Below are 22,865 nucleotides of genomic sequence, written 5' to 3' on the forward strand. Positions count from 1 at the left end.
ATCCCGTGGCGGTTTACGTTACAGAACCAGCAGTTATGTTATGGGGCGGCATGAAAAGCGGTGCGACCGTTTGTTTTCTATGTCACATCATAAGTATAGGAATTAAGGTGGTACCGCGGAGATACATTCGCCCTTTACATTGTAAAGGGCTTTTTTAATACCTCAAATGTGAAAAATCCGTGAAGTACCATGAGAAAAAGGAGGAGAATCATGGGTAAGGAACTGGCAAAGACGTATAATCCAAAGGAGATTGAGGAAAAACTGTATGAGAAGTGGTGTGAAAACAAGTATTTTCACGCAGAGGTGGATCGGGACAAAAAAACGTTTACGACCGTTATGCCCCCTCCGAATATTACAGGAAAGCTGCATATGGGGCATGCCCTGGACAATACGCTTCAGGACATCCTGATCCGCTATAAGAGGATGGAAGGCTTCAATGCCCTTTGGGTGCCGGGAACCGACCATGCGGCCATCTCGACGGAAGTAAAAGTAACGAACCAGTTAAAATCCGAGGGGATCGACAAAAAAGAACTGGGACGGGAAGGATTTTTGAAGCGCACCTGGCAGTGGAAGGAGGAGTACGCGGGCACCATCGAGAATCAGTTAAAGAAGATGGGCATCTCCTGCGACTGGGACCGGGAGCGGTTTACCATGGATGAAGGCTGTTCCAAAGCGGTGGAGGAAGTCTTTATCAAATTATATGAAAAAGGATATATTTACAAAGGGTCCAGGATCATCAACTGGTGTCCGGTATGCAAGACGTCCCTGTCCGATGCCGAGGTGGAGCATGAGGAGCAGGGCGGACATTTCTGGCATATCAAGTATCCCATCGTGGGGACGGAGGATTTCCTGGAGATCGCAACCACCCGTCCGGAAACAATGCTGGGCGATACGGCCATTGCGGTACACCCGGAGGATGAGCGGTACAAGGATATCATTGGAAAGCATGTTATGCTCCCGCTGGTGAATCGGGAGATCCCGATTGTGGCAGACTATTATGTAGATAAGGAATTTGGAACCGGAGCGGTGAAGATCACCCCGGCCCACGACCCCAATGACTTCGAGGTAGGCAAGCGGCACAATCTGGAAGAGATCAACATCATGAATGATGACGCCACCATCAATGAGCGGGGCGGCAGATATGCGGGGATGGAGCGTTATGAGGCCAGAAAGGCCATTGTAAAGGATCTGGAAGAGCAGGGATTCCTTGTGAAGATCGAACCCCACTCCCACAATGTAGGAACCCATGACCGCTGCGGCACCACGGTGGAGCCGCTGATCAAGCAGCAGTGGTTTGTAAAGATGGAAGAGCTGGCCAAGCCTGCCATTGAGGCGCTTCACACGGGAGAACTGAAATTTGTGCCGGAGCGGTTCAACAAGATCTACCTGCACTGGCTGGAAAATATCAAGGACTGGTGCATCTCACGGCAGATCTGGTGGGGACATCGGATTCCGGCTTACTACTGCGACGCATGCGGGGAATTTGTAGTGGCAAGGGAGACGCCGGAAACGTGTCCCCACTGCGGAGGAACCCATTTTACGCAGGATGAGGATACGCTGGATACCTGGTTCAGTTCCGCGCTGTGGCCGTTTTCCACTCTTGGCTGGCCGGAAAAGACGGAGGATCTGGATTACTTCTATCCCACGGATGTGCTGGTGACCGGATATGACATCATTTTCTTCTGGGTCATCCGTATGGTGTTCTCCGGGCTGGAGCATACCGGAAAATCCCCCTTCCATACCGTGCTCATTCACGGGCTGGTGCGGGATTCCCTGGGGCGCAAGATGAGCAAGTCCCTGGGAAATGGAATTGATCCGCTGGAGATCATCGACCAGTACGGCGCGGATGCGCTGCGTCTGACGCTGGTAACCGGAAATGCCCCCGGCAACGATATGCGTTTCTCCAATGAGAGGGTGGAGGCAAGCCGGAACTTTGCGAACAAGGTGTGGAACGCATCCCGTTTCATACTGATGAATATGAAAGAAAACATCGTCGAGGAGCCCGAGGATTCTCTGCTGGGACCTGCGGACAGGTGGATTCTGTCAAAGGCCAACAGCCTTGCAAAAGATGTGACGGAAAACATGGACAAGTTTGAGCTTGGGATCGCGGTTCAGAAGGTGTATGACTTTATCTGGGACGAGTTCTGCGACTGGTATGTGGAGCTGGCAAAATTCCGGATCTACCATGCAGAGGAGGATCCGAGTTCCGCGAAATGTGTCCTGTGGGTACTGAAAACCGTATTGGGGCAGGCGCTCAAGCTTCTGCATCCGTTCATGCCGTTCATTACGGAGGAGATCTACGGCGCGCTGGTGCCGGAGGAAGAATCCCTGATGATCTCATCCTGGCCGAAATACCGGGCGGAATGGGAATTCCCGGCTGCGGAAGAACTGATGGGCCATGTGAAGGATATCACCCGGGGCATCCGGAATATGCGTGCAGAGATGAACGTGCCCAATAACCGCAGGACGAAAGTGTTTATCGTCAGCGGGGACCGGGAGCTGCTGAACGGGATGGAAGTATTGAAGGAATCGGTAAAACCGCTGATGCTGGCAAACGATATCATCCTTCAATGTGAAAAGAAAGAGGCCGCAGAGGACGCGGTGTCGATTGTAGTGCCGGGGGCAGCGGTGTATCTGCCGCTGGAAGATCTGGTAGACTTTGAGCAGGAGCTGGAACGTCTGACCAAAGAGGAAGAAAAGCTGACAAAGGAGATTGCACGGGCGAAGGGAATGCTCTCCAACGAGAAGTTTTTGAGCAAGGCGCCGGAGAAGAAGGTGCAGGAGGAAAAGGAAAAGCTGGAGAAGTATACCCAGATGCTGGAACAGGTAAAGGAACGTATGGCTGGGCTGAAAAAAGCCTGATCAGAGCATGAAACAGGGAGAGAAGTTGGGATGAAGAAGGTTCAGATCAAGAAGCCGGATTTCAGGGGCTTCTTTCACAGAATGAAAAATTTGAAGATAGAAGACCTCAAGGCATACTGGATCGCCAGGCGGGAGCGCCGCGCAAGGATTCTGGAGGAACGGCGCAACAGTAAATTTGCAAGAAGAATGGCGCCCGTTTACCGGTTTATGAACCGGTTTTCCCTGGTGTTCCATTATCTGCTGGCATGTATATTGAACTATTTTATAGAAGCGATCTCAAGGCTTTCCCTGTTTCAGGCATGGGAGTATCTGACGGAGACGCCGAAGGTATTTTTGTTCAATGCCTTCCTGATCTTCGCCACCTTTTCCATCGTGTATGTGGTCAGGCGGCGGGTATTCGCAAGGATACTGCTCAGTGTGTTCTGGCTGTTTCTGGGCGCGTGCAACGGCTATCTGCTGACGAAGCGGGTGACGCCCTTCAATGCCCAGGACTTAAAGGTGCTCTCGGACGCCCTTTCGCTGACCGGCAATTACTTTTCAACCTTCGAGCTGATTATGCTGATCATAGGGATCGGCGCCGTGATCCTGTGGGTCGTCTCCATGTGGAGGCGGGGCGGACAGTTTACCGGGAAAATGCACCGGATCATTGCGCTGTTCGGGGTTGCCTTCTGGATCATTGCCTATATGGCGCTGACAGAGGCGGCCATCGACCGCCGGATTATTTCCAATTACTTCGGAAATATCGCCTTTGCGTATGAAGATTACGGATTCCCTTACTGCTTTACATCCAGTATTTTCAAGACCGGGATCTCCGAGCCGGCAGGGTACGGGGAAGAGACGATGGAAGCCATCAGCGGCGGAGGGAAGATTACACAGAGTACAACGGGACGGAAGGAAGAAGAGCTGCCCAATATCATCTTTGTGCAGTTGGAGTCATACTTTGATCCCACAGAGGTGGAGTGGCTGCAGTTCTCGGAGGATCCGATCCCCAACCTGCGGAAGATGTATGAGGAGTATTCCAGCGGGTACTTTAAAGTGCCGTCCGTAGGCGCGGGTACGGCCAACACGGAATTTGAAGTGCTGACGGGTATGAGCATGCGTTTCTTCGGGCCGGGGGAATATCCCTATAAAACCTACGCAAAGACGAAGCTTTTGGAAAGCGCGGCCACAGCCCTGACCAGTCTGGGATACGGGGCCGAGGCGCTGCACAACAACGGAGGTAATTTTTACAGCCGGGCACAGGTGTTCAACCATATGGGGTTTGACCATTACACCAGCAAGGAATTTATGAATATCCTCCAGACCACTCCCAAAGGGTGGGCCACGGACGACATCCTGATTCCAAACATCATGGATTCCATGGATACGACGGAAGGACAGGACTTTGTATTCGCCATCAGCGTTCAGGGGCACGGAGATTATCCTGTGGAGAAGATGATCGAGAACCCCGCTATTCAGGTTGGCGGCGTGGAGGACGAAGGCAGGAGAAATGCCTGGGAATATTATGTGAATGAAGTATACGAGATGGATCAGTTTGCCGGGGATCTGGTGAAAGCCGTGGAGGAACGGGGAGAGCCTTCGGTCATCGTATTTTACGGAGACCACCTGCCCACCATGGACCTGCAGGCCAAGGACCTGAAAAGCCGGTACCTGTACAATACCAATTATGTGATCTGGGACAACATCGGCCTGAAAAAGAAGGACGGCAACTATGCGGCATACCAGATCATGGCAGAGGTGCTGGACCGTCTGGATATCCACTCGGGGACGGTGTTCAATTACCACCAGGAGCGCCGCCAGACGAAAAACTATCTGGCCGATCTGGAACTGTTGCAGTATGATATTCTGTACGGGAAGCAGTATGTGTACGAGGAAAGCGGAATGCCGATCACGTCCGGCCATATGGCGATGGGGGTCAAGGACACTTCGATCACTTCCCTGGTGGAGCAGCTGGACGGCACATACAGCATATACGGAGAGAACTTTACCAAGCAGAGCAAGGTCTATATCAACGGCGAGAAGCAGAACAGCACGTTTTTGAATAATACAAGGATTGATCTCAAGGAGTCCGTTCTGGAGGAGGAAGATATTGTCATGGTGGCCCAGGTAGGCTCCAGCAATACCATTTTCCGGACGTCGAAGGAGTATAAATACCGGGACGGGCGTTTCGTACCCCTTCCCAGAAATACAACCACGGTGAAGGCCGGGCGGAATGCGTTTATCGGAAATGACGAGGGAGAGTAGGCATTTTGACATATGATGAGGCAGTGGATTATATCTTAAATATCCCGAAGTTCACGAAAAAAAATTCTTTGGAGCATACCAGGCAGTGTTTACGTTTCCTGGGAAACCCGGAGCGGGAGCTGAAAGTCATCCATGTGGCGGGAACCAACGGAAAAGGCTCTGTCTGCGTATATGTGGAGGCCATGCTGAGGTCGGAGGGAAAGTCCGCCGGCCTCTTTGTCTCCCCCCATCTGGTGCGGATGAACGAGCGGATACGGATTCGCGGGGAGCAGATCTCAGACAGGGAATTTGTGCGCGTGTTTGAAAAGGTGATGGAGAAAGTCAGGGAAATGGAACGCCAAGGCTTTCCTCATCCCACTTTTTTTGAGATCCTGTTTGGCATGGCGGTGACGGCGTTCGCTGACGCCGGCGTGGAGTACGCGGTGCTGGAGACCGGGCTTGGCGGGCGGCTGGATGCCACCAACGCCGTAGAGCATCCGGCAGTGACAGCCATTGCGTCCATCGGGATGGATCACCGGGAGATTCTGGGGGACACACTGGAGCAGATCGCGGCGGAAAAAGCGGGGATCTTAAAGAAACATGTACCGGTATTTTATTCCGAAGGGGCGGAGGCATCCAACCGGGTGATCGAAGAACGAGCCGCCGGACTTGGGATTTCCTGTAAGAAAATCGGGAAAAATGCGTTCGAAAATCTGAGAATCGAACATAAAAATATTGCATTTTCCTGTACAAATGCGTATTATGGAACTACGGCATGGAAGCTTCACAATACAGGGCTGTATCAGGCGGAGAACGCGGTGCTTGCCCTGGAGGTGATGCGAAGCCTGACAGGAGGCAGCGGACGGCCCCACCTTTGGAGGGAAGCGCTTGCCCGGGTCACATGGGAAGGCCGCATGGAAGAAATCCTGCCGGGAATCTATATTGACGGGGCCCACAATGTCAATGCCGTACAGCGTTTTGCGGAAAGCGTCCATGCACGGGGGCCGCACAGAAAGGCGGTTCTGTTTTCTGCCGTACAGGAGAAAGACTATGAAGAGATGACGGCCTGCCTTTGCAGAAGCCTGGATGCGGATTTTTATGTCGTGACCCATCTGGAGGACAAGAGGGCAATGGATGCCGAAAAACTGGCGGAAGCGTTTGCGCGGTACACAGACCGGCCGGTGGAGGTGCGAAAGTCGCCCCGGGAAGCCCTTTCCTATGTGAGAAAACACCAGGACGGCCGGACAGTCTATTGTCTCGGCTCCCTCTATCTGGCCGGGATGCTGAAAGAACTGGCCCGGGAGCTCTGACCTGTTGGAGGAAGATTATGTTAAATTATGAAGAAGAACTGAAGAAATTCAAACCAAGCCTGGAAGTAGAGGATATAGAAGATGCGGTTTATCAGGAGGATCTGTCGGACATGTCTGATCTGCTCAAACAGGTGATGGATCAGAAACGATAGGAGATCAGCATGGAAGAACGATTTGAGATTCCGGATATGCTGCGGAAAGAAAATGGTGAGGTTTGATGGACTATACGAAGAAAATCATCCGCCAGTCGAACTACTGGTATAATGATGGCCTGAAAAAAGCCCGGATACGGGATATGTCCGGTGCGATTGTCTCACTTCGGCGGAGTTTACAATATAATAAAGGTAATGTTACGGCGCGGAATCTGCTGGGGCTGGTCTACTATGGCCGGGGCGAGGTCGTGGAGGCGCTGGTGGAGTGGATCATCAGCAAGAACCTGCGTCCGAAGAACAACCTGGCAAATGCCTACCTTCAGAACATTCAGCATTCGGCCAGGGGGCTGGAGGTGATCAACCAGTCCATAAAAAGGTACAACCAGTGCCTGGTCTACTGCCAGCAGAACGGGGAAGACATGGCGATCATCCAGCTCAAAAAGGTGACGGTATCGCACCCTACGTTTTTGAAGGCACATCAGCTTCTGGCCCTGCTTTACCTGCATACAAAGCAGTATGCCAAGGCGCAGCAGGTGCTGACAAAGGCGCGGAAGCTGGATACGACCAACGAGATCACGCTTCGCTATATGCATGAGCTGACGCAGATCCGTGGCAAAAAGGCGAAAAAACCGGAGAACAAGGGGACAAAGAAGAAAAAAAGAAAAAAAGAAACCATAGAATACAGTCTGGGAAATGAAACCATCATCCAGCCGGCACACCGCATGGTCAAGGAGATCGCGGGAAGATTTACCTTGATGAACATTGTGCTGGGCATGGCCATCGGCGCGGCGATCGTATGGTTTCTGATCATGCCTGCTGTGGACGAGTCCAAGTCCGACAAGCGGAACCGGGAGGTTCTTGAATACAGCGAACGGATCAACGGCCTGGAGGCACAGTTAAGCGCGGTGACCCGGACGCTGGATTCCTACCGTGCAGACAGCGCGGATTCCGAGGAGGCGGTACAGACCGCGGCCGCCACGGCGGAAAGCTATGAAGCCCTGATGACCGCATCGGAACAGTACAGCTCCGGAAGCTATACGGAGGACAGCATTGCCGATCTGCTTCTGAATATCAACCGGGGCGCCCTTGGGGAGAACGGGCAGGAGCGGTATGATGACCTGACGGAGAGCGTATATCCGGTTGCCTGCAGCAGCAACTATGAGTCGGGAACGGCGTCTTATAATGTGGCCAATTACGATACGGCCATCGAGGCACTTTCCAAGGTTGTGAGAATGGATGAAAGCTATGACGACGGCGGCGCGCTTCTGACTCTGGGGCTTGCCTGCCTGGATAACGGAGACCCCGAGTCGGCGACCAACTATCTCAAGAGGGTGAACGAGCTCTTCCCGGACGGTGAGTATGGGGAAGAGGCAAGGACAAAGCTGGATGAGATCGCGGCTGCGGCCAGCCAGAATACAGAAGAATAGACAAGCGGCGGGGATGCGCCGGGATACGAAAGAAAAGGATGTGTAGAGAATACGCGTCCTTTTTTATATACCATCGTATACAGAAAAGCTGCCAGTGACAGGTTTTCTGTATGCCGACAAACCGGAGACGAGGGGGCGTTACCATATGATCAGGAGGAGTATAGATAAATGAAGTATCAGGTAGAAGAGAATTGCCTTACGATTTTTCTTCCAAAGGAGGTGGACCATCACCAGGCGGAGGAAATAAAAAAAGAGGCGGATGCGATCATAGAACGCAGTCATATAAAATATGTGATTTTTGATTTTGGGGAGACAGAATTTATGGACAGTTCGGGAATCGGGGCGGTCATGGGCAGATACCGTCTGGTCCATCTGATCGGCGGCGAAGTATGGGGAGTCCATGCAAACGCCAGGATCAAAAAGATTCTGATGATGTCAGGAGTTACAAAAATTATGCAGATATATGAGGAGGATCAGAGATGAGAGACACAAATGAAATGGAGGTCATATTTGACAGTTGTTCTTCAAATGAAAGGTTTGCGCGGGTGGCAGTGGCGGCATTTCTGACACAGCTCAATCCGACAGTGGAAGAGGTGTCCGACGTGAAAACGGCCGTATCCGAGGCGGTCACAAATTCCATCATCCATGGCTATGACCAGGAGATACATAAAATCAGGATACAGTGCCGGATTGATCAAAATCTGTTTATGGTGGTCGTGAAGGATGAGGGAAAGGGGATCGAGGACATTGCCCAGGCAATGATGCCCATGTACACCACCAGGCCGGAGCTGGACCGGTCCGGTATGGGGTTCGCGTTTATGGAAGCATTTATGGATAAGGTGGAGGTGGAATCTGCCCTGGGCGGGGGAACCACGGTCAGGATGGAGAAAACAATTGGAAAAGGAAGGAATCTATGGACCACACAATCGCTCTGATTCAAAAAGCTCACGAAGGAGATAAGGAGGCAAGAGAGCAGCTTGTAAAGGAGAATGTGGGGCTGATCTGGAGCGTGGTGAAGCGGTTCTATGGACGGGGGACGGATGCGGAGGACCTGTTTCAGATCGGCAGCATCGGACTTTTGAAGGCGATTGACAAATTTGACCTGTCCTATGACGTCCGGTTTTCCACCTACGCGGTGCCTATGATATCCGGGGAGATCAAGCGGTTTCTGCGGGATGACGGCATGATCAAGGTGAGCCGATCCCTGAAGGAACTGTCCTATAAGCTTTTCCAGGCAAGGGAGGAGATGACTGCCGCCCTGGGGAGGGAGCCCACCATCGAAGAGCTTTCCCTGGAGCTCCATGTGGAAAAAGAAGAAATCGTCCAGGCGATGGAGGCCGGAGGGGAGGTGGAATCCATTTATAAGCCCATCCACCAGAAGGAGGGGAGTGAGATCAGGCTGATGGACAAGCTGGTGGAGAAGGAGCACCAGGAGGACAGAATACTGGATTCCATGCTGCTGCAGCAATTGCTGGAAACACTGGACAAGGAGGAACGGCGGCTGATCTACCTGCGCTATTTTAAAAATCAGACCCAGTCGGCGGTGGGAAAAAAGCTTGGGATTTCGCAGGTCCAGGTATCCCGGATGGAAAAAAAGATCATGGCTGCTCTGCGCCGGGAATCAGGTGTATAATTTTCGGATTTTCTTAGATACTAATTCCTATATTATAGAGAAAGGACAGGTGGCTGTAATGGAAGAGGGAAGAAGAAAAATCCGGATCTGCCTGATGAGCATGATTCTGGCGGCAGTGGTGATCGGAATTTTTTATTATTACTATAACGACGCTGAGGCTGTTTCCGAGAGCGCGGGAACGCTGATCCAGAGGCCGGGTGCAGAATCGTATGTCGGCTAACCAGGAAACGGTCTATATCAAAGGCGAGCGGGATGTGGAGGTTACAAAGACAGACGTCACTCTGGGGGATATACTGACCCTGGAGTGCAGCAACAAGGCGATGATCCCAAAGCTCAGGGTCTTGAAGATCCTCAAGATCCCGGAAAAAGGAAAGCACCGGTATGTGATCTCCATATTGAAAATTATTGCCTGCATCCATGAAAAATATCCCGGGGTGGATATTCAGAATATGGGAGAGACGGACATCATCGTGACCTATGAAGACCAGAAAACTCCCGGCATGGCGGTTCATCTGATCAAAACGGTGTTTGTGGCGGTGCTGACCTTTGCTGGATCCGCATTTGCGATCATGGCATTTAACAACGACGCGTCCGTGTCGGACCTGTTTTCCCAGATGTATGAATTTGTGATGGGAACAAAGACAGACGGCTTTTCGATCATGGAGGTCAGCTATTCCGTGGGGATCACCATCGGGATATTGGTATTCTTCAACCATTTCGGGAAGAAAAAATTTACCGTGGATCCCACTCCCCTTGAGGTGCAGATGCGGGTCTATGAAAATGAGATTCAGACCACTCTGATTGAAAATGCATCGAGAAAGGGGGCGGAGCTGGATGTGGGTACAGCAGATCCTTCTGGGAATCATCGGCCTTAGTTCCGGGGTGGTTATCGCAGGCGGGCTGTTTGCGCTGATCGTGGAGCTGGGGGTGATCGCGGACTTCGCGGACCGGACCCATACGGCGGATAAGATCCTTCTCTACGAGGACTGCGCCGCATTGGGAGGCGTGGCGGGCAACCTGATATCGGTATTCCGTCCCCAGATGGGATATCTGGGCTTCCTGCTTCCGGTTTTCGGGCTTTTGTCCGGGATCTTTGTAGGCTGCTGGGCCATGGCCCTTGCGGAGGTGCTGAATGTATTTCCCATCTTTATACGAAGGCTCAAGATCGTGCGCTACAGTGTGGCCTTTATCCTCAGCATGGCCCTTGGGCGCGGGCTGGGAGCCTTTATCTATCTGCTGAAGCGTTGGTAATGGAACGTCAGATATCCATACGGGCATGACTGTTTGGCTCGCTGCTTCGCGGGAATAAATGCCGATGAGCCGGATGTGCCATGCATCTCACCTGGCTCGTTGTTTCGTTCGTATAATTCGTATCAAGGGCTGCCGGGATTCGGCAGCCCTTTCGCTGCGCAGGCGGGGTTACATGATTCCCCACAGCCAGTAGAGAAACCCCAGCACCCAGGTGGTAAAGATGCCGTAGAGGATGACGGGGCCCGCGATAGTAAAGATCTTGCAGCCGATGCCGAATACCTGCCCTTCCTTTTTATATTCGATGGCCGGGGCAGCTACGGAATTGGCGAACCCGGTAATGGGAACCAGCGCGCCGGCGCCTCCCCATTTTGCGATTTTGGGATAGACATTCATCCCGGTCAGTATGATGCTGAGAAGGATCAGCAGCAGGGACGTCCAGCCGCTGCAGGCATCCTTGGAAAAATCCCGCAGCTTGCAGTAATTATAGATCAGCTGTCCCGCGGTACAGATGATCCCGCCTGTCACAAATGCCTTTCCCATATTCACCCATACATTGTGGACGGGCGTCTTTTGCTTTACATAGGTTTCATATTGCTTTTCCTGCTTCATTTTTTGTGTTTTATCCATATTCTCACCTCATGGATAGTATCTGGAAAATGTAAGATCTTATACGGCTTCATGAATAAAATCCCGTTGGTTTTCTTATACTACGTACTAAAAATGAATCCGGTCAGGTTAACAACCCACGGATTGGAAATGAGGAAACTGTGTGGAACAGGAATTGAAAAATCAAATGAATCAGATCAGAGGAGCGCAGAGCATCAGCTTTGAAGTCTCGCCTTATATTATCAGCAGCGGTTCCGTTGCCGGCAGCAAGGAGGCGGAAGGCCCCCTTGGAAAATTATTTGACATGACGAATCAGGACGACCTGTTCGGAGCTAAGACCTGGGAGGAAGCGGAGAGCAACATGCAGAAGGAAGCCTGCGTGCTGGCCCTTGGAAAAGCGCATGTAAAGCCCCAGGAGGTTCGATTCTTATTCGGCGGGGACCTGCTCCGCCAGGGAGTCGCCACTTCTATGGGCGTGGAGTCGCTCCAGATCCCGTTGTTTGGGCTCTACGGTGCCTGCTCCACCTCCGGGGAGGCGCTGGCCTTAAGCGCCATGAGCGTGGCCGCAGGCTATGGGGAGCGGATGCTGGCGGTTACGTCCAGCCATTTCGGCAGCGCGGAGAAGGAATTTCGTTTCCCCCTGGGCTATGCCAGCCAGCGTCCGCTGTCCGCCCATTGGACGGTGACGGGAAGCGGTGCCTTTCTGGTGGGGGCGGAGAAAAGCCATGTGCGCATCTCCGGTGTGACGGTGGGAAAGATCGTGGATTACGGCCTGAAGGATTCCCAGAATATGGGGGCCTGCATGGCCCCGGCCGCCATGGACACCATTGTACAAAATCTGGAGGACTTTGGGCGGAGCGTGGAGGACTATGACAGGATCATTACAGGCGACCTGGGATATGTGGGGCAGGATATCCTTTTTGACCTGATGCAGGGAAAGGGCTATGATATCCGTATCAAGCATATGGACTGCGGAATGGTCATCTTCGACCAGAAGTCGCAGGATACCCATGCCGGTGGAAGCGGCTGCGGCTGCGCGGCTGTAACGCTTTCTTCCTATATTCTGCCGAAAATCCGCAAAGGAGAATGGAAACGCGTCCTCTTCGTGCCTACCGGGGCGCTGCTTTCCACGGTGAGCTTTAATGAAGGCGCAAGTATTCCGGGAATTGCCCACGGAATCGTACTGGAACATGTGAATTGACTGTGAATAGTAACAGAGAAAGGCAAAATTTACATGAAAAGGAGGATAAGGATTTGGATTATGTAAAAGCATTTTTAATCGGAGGAATCATCTGTGCGCTGGTACAGATTTTACTGGACCGTACAAAATTGATGCCGGGACGTGTTATGGTGCTGCTGGTCTGCACCGGGGCGGTTCTTGGTTTCTGCAATATCTATAAGCCCTTTCAGGAGTTTGCAGGAGCCGGAGCCAGCGTGCCCCTCCTGGGGTTCGGCAACGTTTTGTGGCAGGGCGTAAAGGAAGCGGTGGATAAAAGTGGATTTCTGGGGATTTTCCAGGGCGGCTTCAAGGCCAGCGCGGTGGGCATCTGCGCGGCGCTGGTGTTCGGGTATCTGGCGTCTGTCACCTTCGAGCCGCGGATGAAAAAATAGGCAGAGGAAAAGAAGTTCTTGTTGCTTTTTACCGGGGATAATGTTATCTTGTTCGTGTAGTGTTTTGTACGAGGGAGGAAAGAGCATATGGATTATGTAAACATTATCGTCCCCTTTATCGGGGGGCTTGGCATGTTCATTTACGGCATGCAGATCATGGCGCAGGGACTGGAAAATGCCGCCGGCAACAGGATGAAAAGCATGCTGGAGGCCTTGACGCGTAACAAATTTTTCGGGGTGCTCCTGGGGGCGCTGATTACGGCGGTAATCCAGAGCTCTTCCGCCACCACGGTCATGGTGGTTGGTTTTGTCAACGCAGGGATCATGAGCCTGAATCAGGCGATGGGAGTTATCATGGGGGCAAACATCGGTACGACTGTGACCGGATGGCTGGTATCCAGTGTGGAATGGGCCAAGTTTTTAAGCCCCGGCAACCTGGCGCCCATTGCGATCATGCTGGGTGTTGTCGTGATGCTGACCGGAACAAGGCGTTCCACGAAGGATATTTCCAGCATCATCATCGGCTTTGGACTTTTGTTCGTGGGAATCACAACCATGTCCGCATCGGTTGCGCCGCTGCAGGATTCAGAAGGGTTCCGCAACATATTCATAACCCTGGGGCATAACCCGTTTCTTGGAATCATAGCCGGAGCCGTAGTGACCGCGGTGATCCAGAGCTCCTCCGCGTCCGTAGGTATCCTGCAGAGCCTGTCTGCCGCAGGGCTGGTGCCCTTCAACGCGGCGGTGTATATCATCATGGGACAGAACATCGGTACCTGTGTGACAGCCATCATGTCCAGTATCGGGGCAAAGAAGACGGCAAAGACAGCGGCAGTGATGCATCTACTCTTTAACATCATCGGTACGGTGCTGTTCAGCATTGTTGCCATTGTATTGTTCAAAGTAGTGTTCCCGACGGCGGGGACAGGCATGATCACCCAGACCGAGATCAGTACGGTGCACACGATTTTCAACATCGGCACCACCGTCCTTCTCTTCCCGGTTTCTGATCTGATCATCAAGCTGGCGAAGAAGCTGGAGCGGGAAGACGACCGCGACCAGGACGAAAGCAGAGTGCTTCTGGACGAACGTATGCTGGAGACACCGGGGATCGCCCTGCAGTCCGTAGTCAGCGAGATCGCCAGAATGGGAAAGATTGTGGTAAGAACTGCCGACCGGGCAGAGCAGGTCATGTTTTCCAAGGATGACCGCCAGATCCGGAAGATCCGGGAGGAAGAGGAGACGGTGGACAACCTGTGCAGCGGAATCACCGGGTACGCGATCCAGCTAAGCTCCCTGTCATTGAATGAAAAGGAGCACCAGCATATTGCAAGCCTGCTGCAGACGTTGTCGGATATGGAACGTATCAGCGATTACTGTGAAAATATTTCCGAATTTGCCGAGACGATGACGGAGCGTAAGGCGGAGTTTTCGGAAAAGGGGACGGCAGAGCTCAAGGAGATGATGCAGGTCTGCTTCGACAGCTACCGCTATGCGGTAGAGGCATTTGCCGGAAATGACAAGGAAAAGGCGATGAAGGTCATCGAGAAGGAGAGTCAGGCCGATGAGCTGGAGATCCAGCTCCGTTCCGCGCATATGAAGCGGCTGGCCAATAACCAGTGCAGCACCGACGCAGGCATTGTATATCTGGACGCTCTGGTATGTCTGGAACGTATATCCGACCATTCCCGGAATATTGCGGAGGAGATTCTGATGTCCTGATACAGGGAAGGGCCGGAAAGGACTCGAAGAAAAATGCCTGCAGGGATCTTGCAGGCAGCAGGAAAGAGCCGGGTGAAGGATGAGAATATTATATGCAGAAGATGAGGTGAGCATGTCCGAGGCGGTGACGGACATTCTCACCTACCATCATTATATGGTAGACCCGGTGTATGACGGGGAGGAAGCCCTGGATTATGCCAGGACAGGAGAGTATGACGGCATCATCCTGGATATCATGATGCCCGGGAAAAACGGATTTCAGGTGCTGGAACAGCTCCGCAGGGAGGGATGCCGCACCCCCATCCTTTTGCTCACCGCGAAGGGGGAGGTGGAGGATCGGATTCAAGGGCTGGATCTGGGCGCGGACGATTACCTGCCCAAGCCGTTTGCCATGGAGGAACTGCTGGCCCGGGTGCGGGCAATGCTTCGGCGCAGGGAGGCGTTTGTTCCGGATATCCTGACCTGCGGGGACATTTCCCTGAACCTCCAGAGCTACGAATTGAGCGGAAACGGGCAGACTGTCATACTGCCGAAGCTGGAATACCGCATGCTGGAGGTGCTCATGCAGAACCAGAGGCGTTATCTTTCCTCAGAGGACTTGCTTGTGAAGGTCTGGGGATATGATACGGAAGCAGAGGTGGGGGCCGTCTGGGTGTACATATCTTATCTGCGGAAACGTCTGGCGGCTTTGAGCGGCAAGGTGGAGATCCGGGTGAAACGAAACATCGGCTACACTCTGGATCTGAAGGAATAAGACGAAGCGGCAGAACGGCACGGAAGACATAGAAGGATCGGCGGCAGAAGGCTTTTCGCGGGAGGAATGCAGGATGCAGAAAACACTTCAGAGAAAATTTGTCCTTACGGCCATGTCGGCAGTGACGGTGCTGCTTGTCATTCTGCTGGGCGCCATCAACGGATTGAATTTTCGGCAGAACGGGCAGCAGACGGATCAGCTCCTTGTGATACTGGCCCAGGAGGCAGCGGGACCGAGAAAATCAGTCCCCCAATCGTCGCCGTTTCCGGGGATGCCCCAAAAGAAGCCGGGGGATTTTTTCAGCCCGCCGGTTACCAGGGATCATGCCATGGCGGCCCGGTATTTTTTTGTTCGGTTTGACCGCGACGGGAAGATTGAGGAAGCGGATATCAGCCGGATTTCCTCCGTATCCACGGAGGAGGCAAAACGCTGGGCACAGGACATTTACGAACTGGGGAAGGAATCCGGAAAGCTGGACCATTTTAAATACAGACGGCAGTTCGCACACGACGGACAAGGGGAGATCCTGCTGTTTCTGGATACGTCCTCACAGCAGCATTCCCTGCTGGTGGTGCTGGTACTGTCTGCGGGGATCGGTGTGCTCTGCTGGGGCGCGATGCTGCTTCTGGTGATTCTGCTGTCAAAAAGGGCAATCCTCCCCATTGCCCGGAATCTGGAGCGGCAGAAGCAGTTTGTGACGGATGCGGGACATGAGATCAAAACGCCGCTGGCCATCATTCTGGCAAATACGGAGGCCATGGAGCTTCACGGCGGGGAGACCAAATGGAGCCGCAGCATCAAGGCCCAGACGGTTCGCCTCAACGGACTGATGCAGAACCTTCTGGTGCTTGCCAGGCTGGATGAGGACGCGGCAGAGCTGCCGGTATCGGATTTTTCCATGAGCCGGCTGCTGGAGGAAGCGCTGCCGCCGTTTTGCGAGTCGGCGGCTTTGAAAGGCGTGATGATCGAGACCCAGATTGGCCGGGACATAGAGGTCTGCAAAAACCGGGAAAACATGCTGCGCCTGGTGTCCATTTTATTGGACAATGCGGTGAAGTATGTACCTGCCGGTGGGGAGATCGCTGTCACCTTAAAGAGACAGGGCCGGGAAATGCTGCTGCAGGTGGAGAACGACTGCGCAGAGCTGCCTGGGGCCGAACCGGAAAAGCTGTTTGACCGTTTTTACCGGGGGGACGGCGCCAGAACGCAGAAGAGCGGGGGATACGGGATCGGGCTTTCCGCCGCCAGAGCGATTGCGGAACACGGCAGGGGAGAGATCCGGGCAGAGTATCGGGAAGAAAACAGAATTGTGTTTACAGTTCGGATGTAAAAAGACAGGATGCTATAAGAATGGACTGACTTGACAGCATTTGGAATGATCTGAAAAAATAAAACAGGAACAGGCAAGGCCCCTTGGTACGGTGCGGTATCAGGGGGCTTTTCTTTTCAGGAAACACTTTTTTCACATATTTCTAAGTTACATCTAAGGTTTCCCATGTAGAATCTACCCAAACAGTACAGTTGGAAAAATCATGAACTGTTTTGACTACCTGTCACACAAACGATCAGAAAGGGGAGGGAAGTTTTGACTTGGCGTCATGAATGGAAGCATGAGATCAATGTCTCGGATCTGCTGCAGCTTAGGCAGCGTCTGGGTGCGGTCATGGAGAAGGATTCCCACGCGGCGGATGGGAAATATGAGGTCCGAAGCCTGTATTTCGATACGCCCGGGGATAAGGCGCTTCGTGAGAAGATCGATGGGGTGGATCGAAGGGAGAAATTCCGGCTGCGGTATTACAACCGGGACCATTCCAGGATCTGGCTGGAAAAGAAAAGCAGGCGCGGCGGGCTGGGAAATAAGCAGAGTACGGGCATGTCAGGAGATGAAGCGCAGGCTGTAATTGAAAACCAGTGGGGATGGATGATGGACAGCGGGAGGCCGCTGGTGGAGGAATTGTACTGCAAAATGAAGTTCCAGGGGCTGCGTCCGAAAACCATTGTGGACTATACCCGGGAGCCGTTTGTCTATGCTCCCGGCAATGTCCGCGTCACGCTGGACTATCACATCCGAACCGGGCTGTACGGCACTGACTTTCTGGATCCGGACTGCGTCACAGTTCCGGCGAAGGACGCGCCTGCAATCCTGGAAGTAAAATGGGATGCATTTCTGCCCTCCGTCATTCGGGATCTCGTGCAGCTGGACGGGCGGCGTACGTCGTCATTTTCCAAATACGCGGCCTGCCGCAGATATGGTTAGATAAAAATTGAAAATCAGGAAGGATTGGTACATATGACATTTCAAGATATTTTCAAATCCAGTTTTCTGGAGAATGTGGACAGCGTCAGTATTGTGGATATGGCGCTGGCAATGATCCTGGCATTTGGGATCGGTTTGTTTATCTTTTTGATCTATAAGAAAACCTTTTCCGGGGTGATGTATTCCTCCGGCTTTGGGGTGACGCTGGTTGCATTGACCATGATTACGACCCTTGTCATCCTGGCGGTGACGTCCAATATCGTGCTGTCCCTTGGTATGGTCGGCGCATTGTCCATCGTCCGCTTTCGAACCGCGATCAAGGAACCGCTGGACATTGCGTTTTTGTTCTGGGCGATTGCGGAAGGGATCGTACTGGCAGCAGGCATGATCCCGCTGGCCGTGTTCGGGGGAGTTTTTATCGGAGCGGTGCTGCTTTTGTTTGTCAATAAAAAATCATATGTTAACCCATATATTGTCGTGCTCAGCTGCGTGAACCAGGAAAGCGAGCGAAAAGCGCTGGATTTCCTGAAACAGGAGGTCAGCCGGTGCATCGTAAAAAGCAAGACTGTTCAGAGGAGTATGGTGGAGGTGACTGCGGAGATCCGAATGAAGGGGGAGAATACGGAGTTTATCAATACACTTTCCGGAATGGATGGTGTGAAAAGCGCCGTACTGGTCAGCTATAACGGGGACTATATGGGATAGGAGGAGATGCTCCGGAACCGCAGGCGGCGGGGAGCTACATTGTATAAGGAGGAAAACTGATGTCAACGCATAAACAGATTGACAGGATCTGCTGCGGCGTTCTGGTGCTGGTGCTGCTTCTGACAATTGTATTTATGAATGCAGGGAAGCTTGGCGTACAGGCCGTATCGCGTGCTTTGGGATATGAGTCGAAGCTGTTTGACACATCCATTGTGCATACGATTGATATTGAGATGGAAGACTGGGATACATTCCTGGAGGGGTGTACGGATGAAGAGTATGTGTCCTGTTCCCTGGTGATCGACCAGGAGGCATATCAGAATGTGGCGATCCGGGCCAAAGGAAATACGTCGCTGACATCTGTGGCATCCTATGGAAATGACCGCTACAGCTTTAAGGTAGAGTTTGACCATTATGAACAGGCAAAGACCTATTATGGGCTGGATAAGCTGTGCCTGAATAATATCATCCAGGACAATACCTATATGAAGGACTATGTATCCTATCAAATGATGGCCGAAGCCGGTGTGGCCTCGCCGCTCTGCAGTTTTGTATATATTACGGTAAACGGAGAGGATTTTGGCCTGTATCTTGCCGTGGAAGGAGTGGAAGAAAGCTTCCTGGAACGGAATTATGGAACGGATTACGGAGAACTGTATAAGCCCGACAGTATGAGTATGGGCGGCGGCAGAGGAAACGGAGCCGGGTTCGATCCGGGAGAGGGCGGTCTGTGGGAAGACGGAAATTTTGAAGAATCACCTGCAGGAAATCCGGCAGGGCGGATGAATGAAATGCCGCCGGAGGGAATGGAGAACTTTGAAGGCCAAATGCCGCCGGAGGGAATGGAGAACTTTGAAGGCCAAATACCGCCGGAGGATATGGAGAATTTCGGAGGTGAGAACATGGTAGCGCCGAATACAGAGATGCCTACAAAAGATATTTCCGGCAGTGAGACCGATGCTTCTGGAGTGGAAAGAGAAAAGGTTCCTGGCAAAATGACCATGGGCAGTGAGGATGTCTCCTTGATCTATACGGATGATGAATATGACAGTTATACCAATATTTTTGAAAATGCGAAAACGAAAATTTCAGACAGCGATAAAGACCGCTTGATCGCGTCCTTGAAAAATCTGAATGAAGGTGAGAATATAGAAAATGTGGTTGACGTAGAGGAAGTGATCCGCTATTTCGTCGTGCATAATTTTGTCTGTAATTTTGACAGCTATACGGGCTTTATGATCCACAATTATTATTTATATGAAAAGGACGGGCAGCTTTCCATGATTCCGTGGGATTATAATCTTGCCTTCGGCGGATTTGAGGCAGGAACAGACGCGCAGAGCCTGGTAAATTATCCCATCGATTCTCCGGTTTCCGGCGGTACGGTGGAATCCCGGCCTATGCTTGCGTGGATATTTGCAGATGAGAAATATACAGAACTGTACCACCAGTATTTTTCGGAATTTCTCAGCCAATATTTTATAAGCGGCGAATTTGAAAAAATGATAGATACTGTTTCTGAAATGATTGCGCCGTATGTGGAAAAAGATCCTACAAAGTTCTGTTCCTATGAAGAATTTCAAGAGGGTGTTTCTACGCTGAAAACATTTTGCGGGCTTCGGGCGGAAAGCATTCAGGGGCAGTTGGACGGGACGATCTCATCCACAGGCACGGCACAGCAGTTCCCGTCGGAGGAGCAGCAGACGGAAGCATTTGAAGGGGTAGAAGCAGGGGATTTGGCCATTGAAACAATGGGAACCATGGGAAATACGTTCGGTCCGGGAGGCGGCCCGGGAAAGTTTGCGGGGGCGTCAGAAGTTTTTGCGGATGAAGACGCAGAGGGGACAGAAGGCAGTGAGGGACGAACAGGTATCGAGTCGGAAGATACCGGCGGAGAAATTGGTATCGGGCCAGAAGGCAGTGAAGGAGGAACAGGTATCGGCTCGGAAGATACCGACGGAGAAATTGGTATCGGGCCAGAAGGTACTGGTGAAGAAAGCCATCTGGGATCAGGAGGAGTTCAGGAGAAAACCGACCCTGGTGCAGAGGAATTTGAAGGGAGATTCAAACCCCAGGACATGGGGGCGATGGCTCAGCCAGAGGTTCAGAGGAAGGACATGGGAAATATATGGATCATGACAGGGTTTTCATTTATTGTACTATTTACAGGAATCATCTGTGCATGCAGGTTTAAAAGATACTCATAAAAAATGAACATAAAAAGAAGGACTGGCAGGAAATAAGTGTGATCCAGGCAGTCCTTTTTTACTTCATCTAAACACGCACTATTTTACACTGCCTATCCCTCTGCTATTAGAATCGTTATTTATACGCTTTTGACGTCTTGCTAATTTTTATAAATACTTTTTAGATATTTCCGGCGTCAAATTAAATACACTTGTTCTATCATCAAGCATACATTAAACGTCCTTTAGGCTCTGGTATCACAATTCCTCTCTTTTTGTTTACATCAATCCATAACTTTATCTCCTCTTCAATTGCAGCCGCAACCTCCGGTAAACTCTCTTCATCTGCTATGCATCCTGGTAATTCAGGTACTTCCGCCAGATAACAATCATCTTCCTTACTCCACCAAATAACCACTTCATATTTTGCATCCATACTCCTAATTCTTCCCAGCCGTCGCCATTTTGCCGTCCCCCACTCGTCGCCGTTCCCCTTTGTAAGCCTTTAGATGTACTTCCTTGTGTAAACGCTTTCTTCCCTGTATTTTCCGTCCAAAACAACGAAAAAAGGCTCAGTTCCGGTATTCTCAGAACCAAGCCTTGACAATGGAAACAATGAAGAACGAACATATGTTTATTTTTTCGGACTTTCGTTTTTTTTCTTGCCTTCTATAAGAGAGCGCTCTGCAGACGAATTGGGAAGGATTTTTTGGAAAGCGTAGGCACTCCTGCTATCAGAAATGCTTTAGGATGCCATGATGCCCCACATCCAACAAAATAATCATTTTATCCCCTTCATAGTACCAAATAATGCGAATATCCATATTAACACTGCATTCAAAGAGGTCTGTACCCTGTATCCGTTTTGTACGTAATGATGAATGCGACGGATTCTGCGCCAGAAGTTCCAGTTTGATTTTTAGCTGATTTTTCTCCTGTGTACTTAGCCTTTAAAAATGCTTTTGAAAACGGGACATAAATGTAAATTTGTATGCCATTAGTCTGCCTCCAATTTATCAAACAAAGCATCAACGCTATCAAAAACTGGCTGCTCCCCAGAGGCGATCTTAGCTTTCACGTCACGGATCTCTTCTTTTAAGTCATCCAGGTATTTCTTTGGATAAACAACCACTGGCATGATACAGATAGAGCCGTCCTTTTCAAAGATATCCAACTTATCTCCCTCTGACAGTCCCAGCTTTACAATGATTTCTTTTGGAATCGTAACCTGTGCCTTCTGGCGTAATTCAGCTATCATTATATCATCTCCCTTTAGTAGATCATTATTGGGTTTTAGATTTTTCCAGCTAATTTCGTTTAGTTCTTTTTAGTTTTTTCCAGCATCAAATCAAGTACTATTTTAAGATGCCTTAGCATCTCTCTTTTAAATGGCTGATTATGCTGACCACTTTTCATTGACGTATCCGATAGCCGCTTCATTGGTAAGTTTAAATCTTTCCATGATTTTCTCTATGATAGTTGCATCATCCAGACTAGATTCCCGATAGGTTCTAACTACAGCTCTAATTGCAACGTCTTTCGAAATTTCATCCATGATCTTACTCATTTTCTTCACCTTCCTACGCAACTTTAGAGTAATCAATAATTGAAATTTTACTTACTATTTTTTCTAAATCATCTAAGATATCATCAATTTTTTCTGCAATGGAATTTCTAAAAACAACTTCACCGCACTGGCCACATTTCATGCAGGGCACATTTTCTATAATAACATAACAATCTTTAAGCTCTGCAAAATACGTCGTCTTAGTTTCTTCCATTTGCCCGATTTTACAACATGCACATCTCATACTCATCTGAACTTTCTGGTTCATAAATCATCTTCAAATTTGTTTGAATTAGGAATATAAGCCATTATCTTTTTTTGCATTTCTACATTTTAAAACAAGTCCGAATGCGTACCGGTTCTGGAAAGTTCTAAAAATTCTCCATTATAACGATATATCAATAACAATCCGGCGAAATATGGCATTCTCTAAATCCTTTGTATTCCCCTCTTAAGTCATGGTCTTTGTTCTTAATATCCAAGGGTTCCGGTTTCATCAATTTCTCAAGTATAACTTCAAAAAGCTGGAAATCATATCCTCTTTTTTGACATAGCTTTATGTCTTTCTTCATTTTCCCGGAATATTTCAAATTATACAT

25 protein-coding genes are annotated in these 22,865 nt (G+C 50.8%); 19 read left to right on the forward strand and 6 right to left on the reverse strand.

Going from position 1 to position 22,865, the window contains the following annotated elements; all coding sequences use genetic code 11:
* The first annotated feature begins 210 nt into the window (after nucleotides 1-210).
* From EBB54_RS01390 to EBB54_RS01430, 11 genes are all read left to right on the forward strand, one after another.
* Complete coding sequence (locus EBB54_RS01390) at nucleotides 211-2,862, forward strand: valine--tRNA ligase (protein WP_125126044.1); 2,652 nt, start codon at nucleotides 211-213, stop codon at nucleotides 2,860-2,862.
* Between the two features lie 30 nt (nucleotides 2,863-2,892).
* A complete protein-coding gene (locus EBB54_RS01395; protein WP_125126045.1) occupies nucleotides 2,893-5,106 on the forward strand; it encodes an LTA synthase family protein in 2,214 nt (737 codons plus the stop codon).
* Nucleotides 5,107-5,111: 5 nt separating this feature from the next.
* Nucleotides 5,112-6,395, forward strand: a complete 1,284-nt coding sequence (locus EBB54_RS01400; protein WP_125126046.1) for a bifunctional folylpolyglutamate synthase/dihydrofolate synthase — start codon at nucleotides 5,112-5,114, stop codon at nucleotides 6,393-6,395.
* Between the two features lie 17 nt (nucleotides 6,396-6,412).
* Nucleotides 6,413-6,547, forward strand: a complete 135-nt coding sequence (locus tag EBB54_RS31540) for a hypothetical protein (RefSeq protein ID WP_004073163.1) — start codon at nucleotides 6,413-6,415, stop codon at nucleotides 6,545-6,547.
* A 65-nt stretch (nucleotides 6,548-6,612) separates the two neighbouring features.
* Nucleotides 6,613-7,974, forward strand: a complete 1,362-nt coding sequence (locus EBB54_RS01405; RefSeq protein WP_004073162.1) for a tetratricopeptide repeat protein — start codon at nucleotides 6,613-6,615, stop codon at nucleotides 7,972-7,974.
* A 168-nt stretch (nucleotides 7,975-8,142) separates the two neighbouring features.
* Entirely contained in the window at nucleotides 8,143-8,457 is a 315-nt protein-coding gene (locus tag EBB54_RS01410; RefSeq protein ID WP_004073161.1) for an STAS domain-containing protein, read from the forward strand.
* Nucleotides 8,454-8,909 (forward strand): anti-sigma F factor, encoded by a 456-nt coding sequence (gene spoIIAB, locus EBB54_RS01415; RefSeq protein ID WP_004073160.1) that lies wholly within the window; start codon nucleotides 8,454-8,456, stop codon nucleotides 8,907-8,909. The genes EBB54_RS01410 and spoIIAB overlap by 4 nt, the downstream gene beginning before the upstream one ends.
* Nucleotides 8,888-9,607 (forward strand): RNA polymerase sporulation sigma factor SigF, encoded by a 720-nt coding sequence (gene sigF, locus EBB54_RS01420; protein ID WP_004073159.1) that lies wholly within the window; start codon nucleotides 8,888-8,890, stop codon nucleotides 9,605-9,607. Before spoIIAB ends, sigF begins: the two co-directional genes overlap by 22 nt.
* A gap of 58 nt (nucleotides 9,608-9,665) precedes the next feature.
* A complete protein-coding gene (locus tag EBB54_RS30490) occupies nucleotides 9,666-9,827 on the forward strand; it encodes a hypothetical protein (RefSeq protein ID WP_004073157.1) in 162 nt (53 codons plus the stop codon).
* A complete protein-coding gene (locus EBB54_RS01425; RefSeq protein ID WP_125126047.1) occupies nucleotides 9,817-10,482 on the forward strand; it encodes a stage V sporulation protein AA in 666 nt (221 codons plus the stop codon). The genes EBB54_RS30490 and EBB54_RS01425 overlap by 11 nt, the downstream gene beginning before the upstream one ends.
* A complete protein-coding gene (locus EBB54_RS01430; RefSeq protein WP_125126048.1) occupies nucleotides 10,442-10,858 on the forward strand; it encodes a stage V sporulation protein AB in 417 nt (138 codons plus the stop codon). Before EBB54_RS01425 ends, EBB54_RS01430 begins: the two co-directional genes overlap by 41 nt.
* A gap of 168 nt (nucleotides 10,859-11,026) precedes the next feature.
* On the opposite strand, the gene EBB54_RS01435 is transcribed toward EBB54_RS01430, so the two are convergent.
* Nucleotides 11,027-11,485: a SpoVA/SpoVAEb family sporulation membrane protein gene (locus EBB54_RS01435; protein WP_004073151.1), complete on the reverse strand. Its 459-nt coding sequence runs from the start codon at nucleotides 11,483-11,485 to the stop codon at nucleotides 11,027-11,029.
* A gap of 166 nt (nucleotides 11,486-11,651) precedes the next feature.
* Here EBB54_RS01435 and EBB54_RS01440 point away from each other — a divergent pair, with 166 nt between their 5' ends.
* The 8 genes from EBB54_RS01440 (at nucleotide 11,652) to EBB54_RS01475 (ending at nucleotide 20,720) form a co-directional block, all read left to right on the forward strand.
* Complete coding sequence (locus EBB54_RS01440; RefSeq protein ID WP_125126049.1) at nucleotides 11,652-12,665, forward strand: stage V sporulation protein AD; 1,014 nt, start codon at nucleotides 11,652-11,654, stop codon at nucleotides 12,663-12,665.
* Between the two features lie 53 nt (nucleotides 12,666-12,718).
* Nucleotides 12,719-13,075 (forward strand): SpoVA/SpoVAEb family sporulation membrane protein, encoded by a 357-nt coding sequence (locus EBB54_RS01445; RefSeq protein ID WP_004073147.1) that lies wholly within the window; start codon nucleotides 12,719-12,721, stop codon nucleotides 13,073-13,075.
* A gap of 87 nt (nucleotides 13,076-13,162) precedes the next feature.
* Complete coding sequence (locus tag EBB54_RS01450) at nucleotides 13,163-14,797, forward strand: Na/Pi cotransporter family protein (RefSeq protein ID WP_125126050.1); 1,635 nt, start codon at nucleotides 13,163-13,165, stop codon at nucleotides 14,795-14,797.
* Between the two features lie 79 nt (nucleotides 14,798-14,876).
* Nucleotides 14,877-15,551, forward strand: a complete 675-nt coding sequence (locus tag EBB54_RS01455; RefSeq protein WP_044990141.1) for a response regulator transcription factor — start codon at nucleotides 14,877-14,879, stop codon at nucleotides 15,549-15,551.
* A 73-nt stretch (nucleotides 15,552-15,624) separates the two neighbouring features.
* Nucleotides 15,625-16,881 (forward strand): sensor histidine kinase, encoded by a 1,257-nt coding sequence (locus EBB54_RS01460; RefSeq protein WP_243127466.1) that lies wholly within the window; start codon nucleotides 15,625-15,627, stop codon nucleotides 16,879-16,881.
* 255 nt (nucleotides 16,882-17,136) lie between these two features.
* Nucleotides 17,137-17,808, forward strand: a complete 672-nt coding sequence (locus tag EBB54_RS01465) for a polyphosphate polymerase domain-containing protein (RefSeq protein ID WP_125126052.1) — start codon at nucleotides 17,137-17,139, stop codon at nucleotides 17,806-17,808.
* A 33-nt stretch (nucleotides 17,809-17,841) separates the two neighbouring features.
* Nucleotides 17,842-18,513 carry a DUF4956 domain-containing protein gene (locus EBB54_RS01470; RefSeq protein WP_004073137.1) on the forward strand — a complete coding sequence of 224 codons (672 nt, stop codon included), beginning with the start codon at nucleotides 17,842-17,844 and terminating at the stop codon, nucleotides 18,511-18,513.
* A gap of 59 nt (nucleotides 18,514-18,572) precedes the next feature.
* Nucleotides 18,573-20,720, forward strand: a complete 2,148-nt coding sequence (locus tag EBB54_RS01475; protein ID WP_125126053.1) for a CotH kinase family protein — start codon at nucleotides 18,573-18,575, stop codon at nucleotides 20,718-20,720.
* Between the two features lie 202 nt (nucleotides 20,721-20,922).
* Here EBB54_RS01475 and EBB54_RS01480 read toward each other — a convergent pair whose 3' ends face one another.
* The 5 genes from EBB54_RS01480 to EBB54_RS01505 form a co-directional block, all read right to left on the reverse strand.
* The gene (locus EBB54_RS01480; RefSeq protein ID WP_125126054.1) at nucleotides 20,923-21,135 is read right to left on the reverse strand and encodes a type II toxin-antitoxin system HicB family antitoxin; all 213 of its coding nucleotides are present in this window, start codon (nucleotides 21,133-21,135) and stop codon (nucleotides 20,923-20,925) included.
* A gap of 561 nt (nucleotides 21,136-21,696) precedes the next feature.
* Nucleotides 21,697-21,957 (reverse strand): AbrB/MazE/SpoVT family DNA-binding domain-containing protein, encoded by a 261-nt coding sequence (locus tag EBB54_RS01490; RefSeq protein ID WP_125126055.1) that lies wholly within the window; start codon nucleotides 21,955-21,957, stop codon nucleotides 21,697-21,699.
* Between the two features lie 138 nt (nucleotides 21,958-22,095).
* Nucleotides 22,096-22,266: a hypothetical protein gene (locus EBB54_RS01495; RefSeq protein ID WP_243127467.1), complete on the reverse strand. Its 171-nt coding sequence runs from the start codon at nucleotides 22,264-22,266 to the stop codon at nucleotides 22,096-22,098.
* Nucleotides 22,267-22,279: 13 nt separating this feature from the next.
* Entirely contained in the window at nucleotides 22,280-22,534 is a 255-nt protein-coding gene (locus EBB54_RS01500; protein ID WP_243127468.1) for a type II toxin-antitoxin system MqsA family antitoxin, read from the reverse strand.
* A gap of 130 nt (nucleotides 22,535-22,664) precedes the next feature.
* Nucleotides 22,665-22,865 (reverse strand): type II toxin-antitoxin system RelE/ParE family toxin, encoded by a 201-nt coding sequence (locus EBB54_RS01505; RefSeq protein ID WP_330554323.1) that lies wholly within the window; start codon nucleotides 22,863-22,865, stop codon nucleotides 22,665-22,667.

The sequence above is a fragment of the Schaedlerella arabinosiphila genome (genome assembly GCF_003885045.1).
GTDB classification, from domain to species: domain Bacteria; phylum Bacillota; class Clostridia; order Lachnospirales; family Lachnospiraceae; genus Schaedlerella; species Schaedlerella arabinosiphila.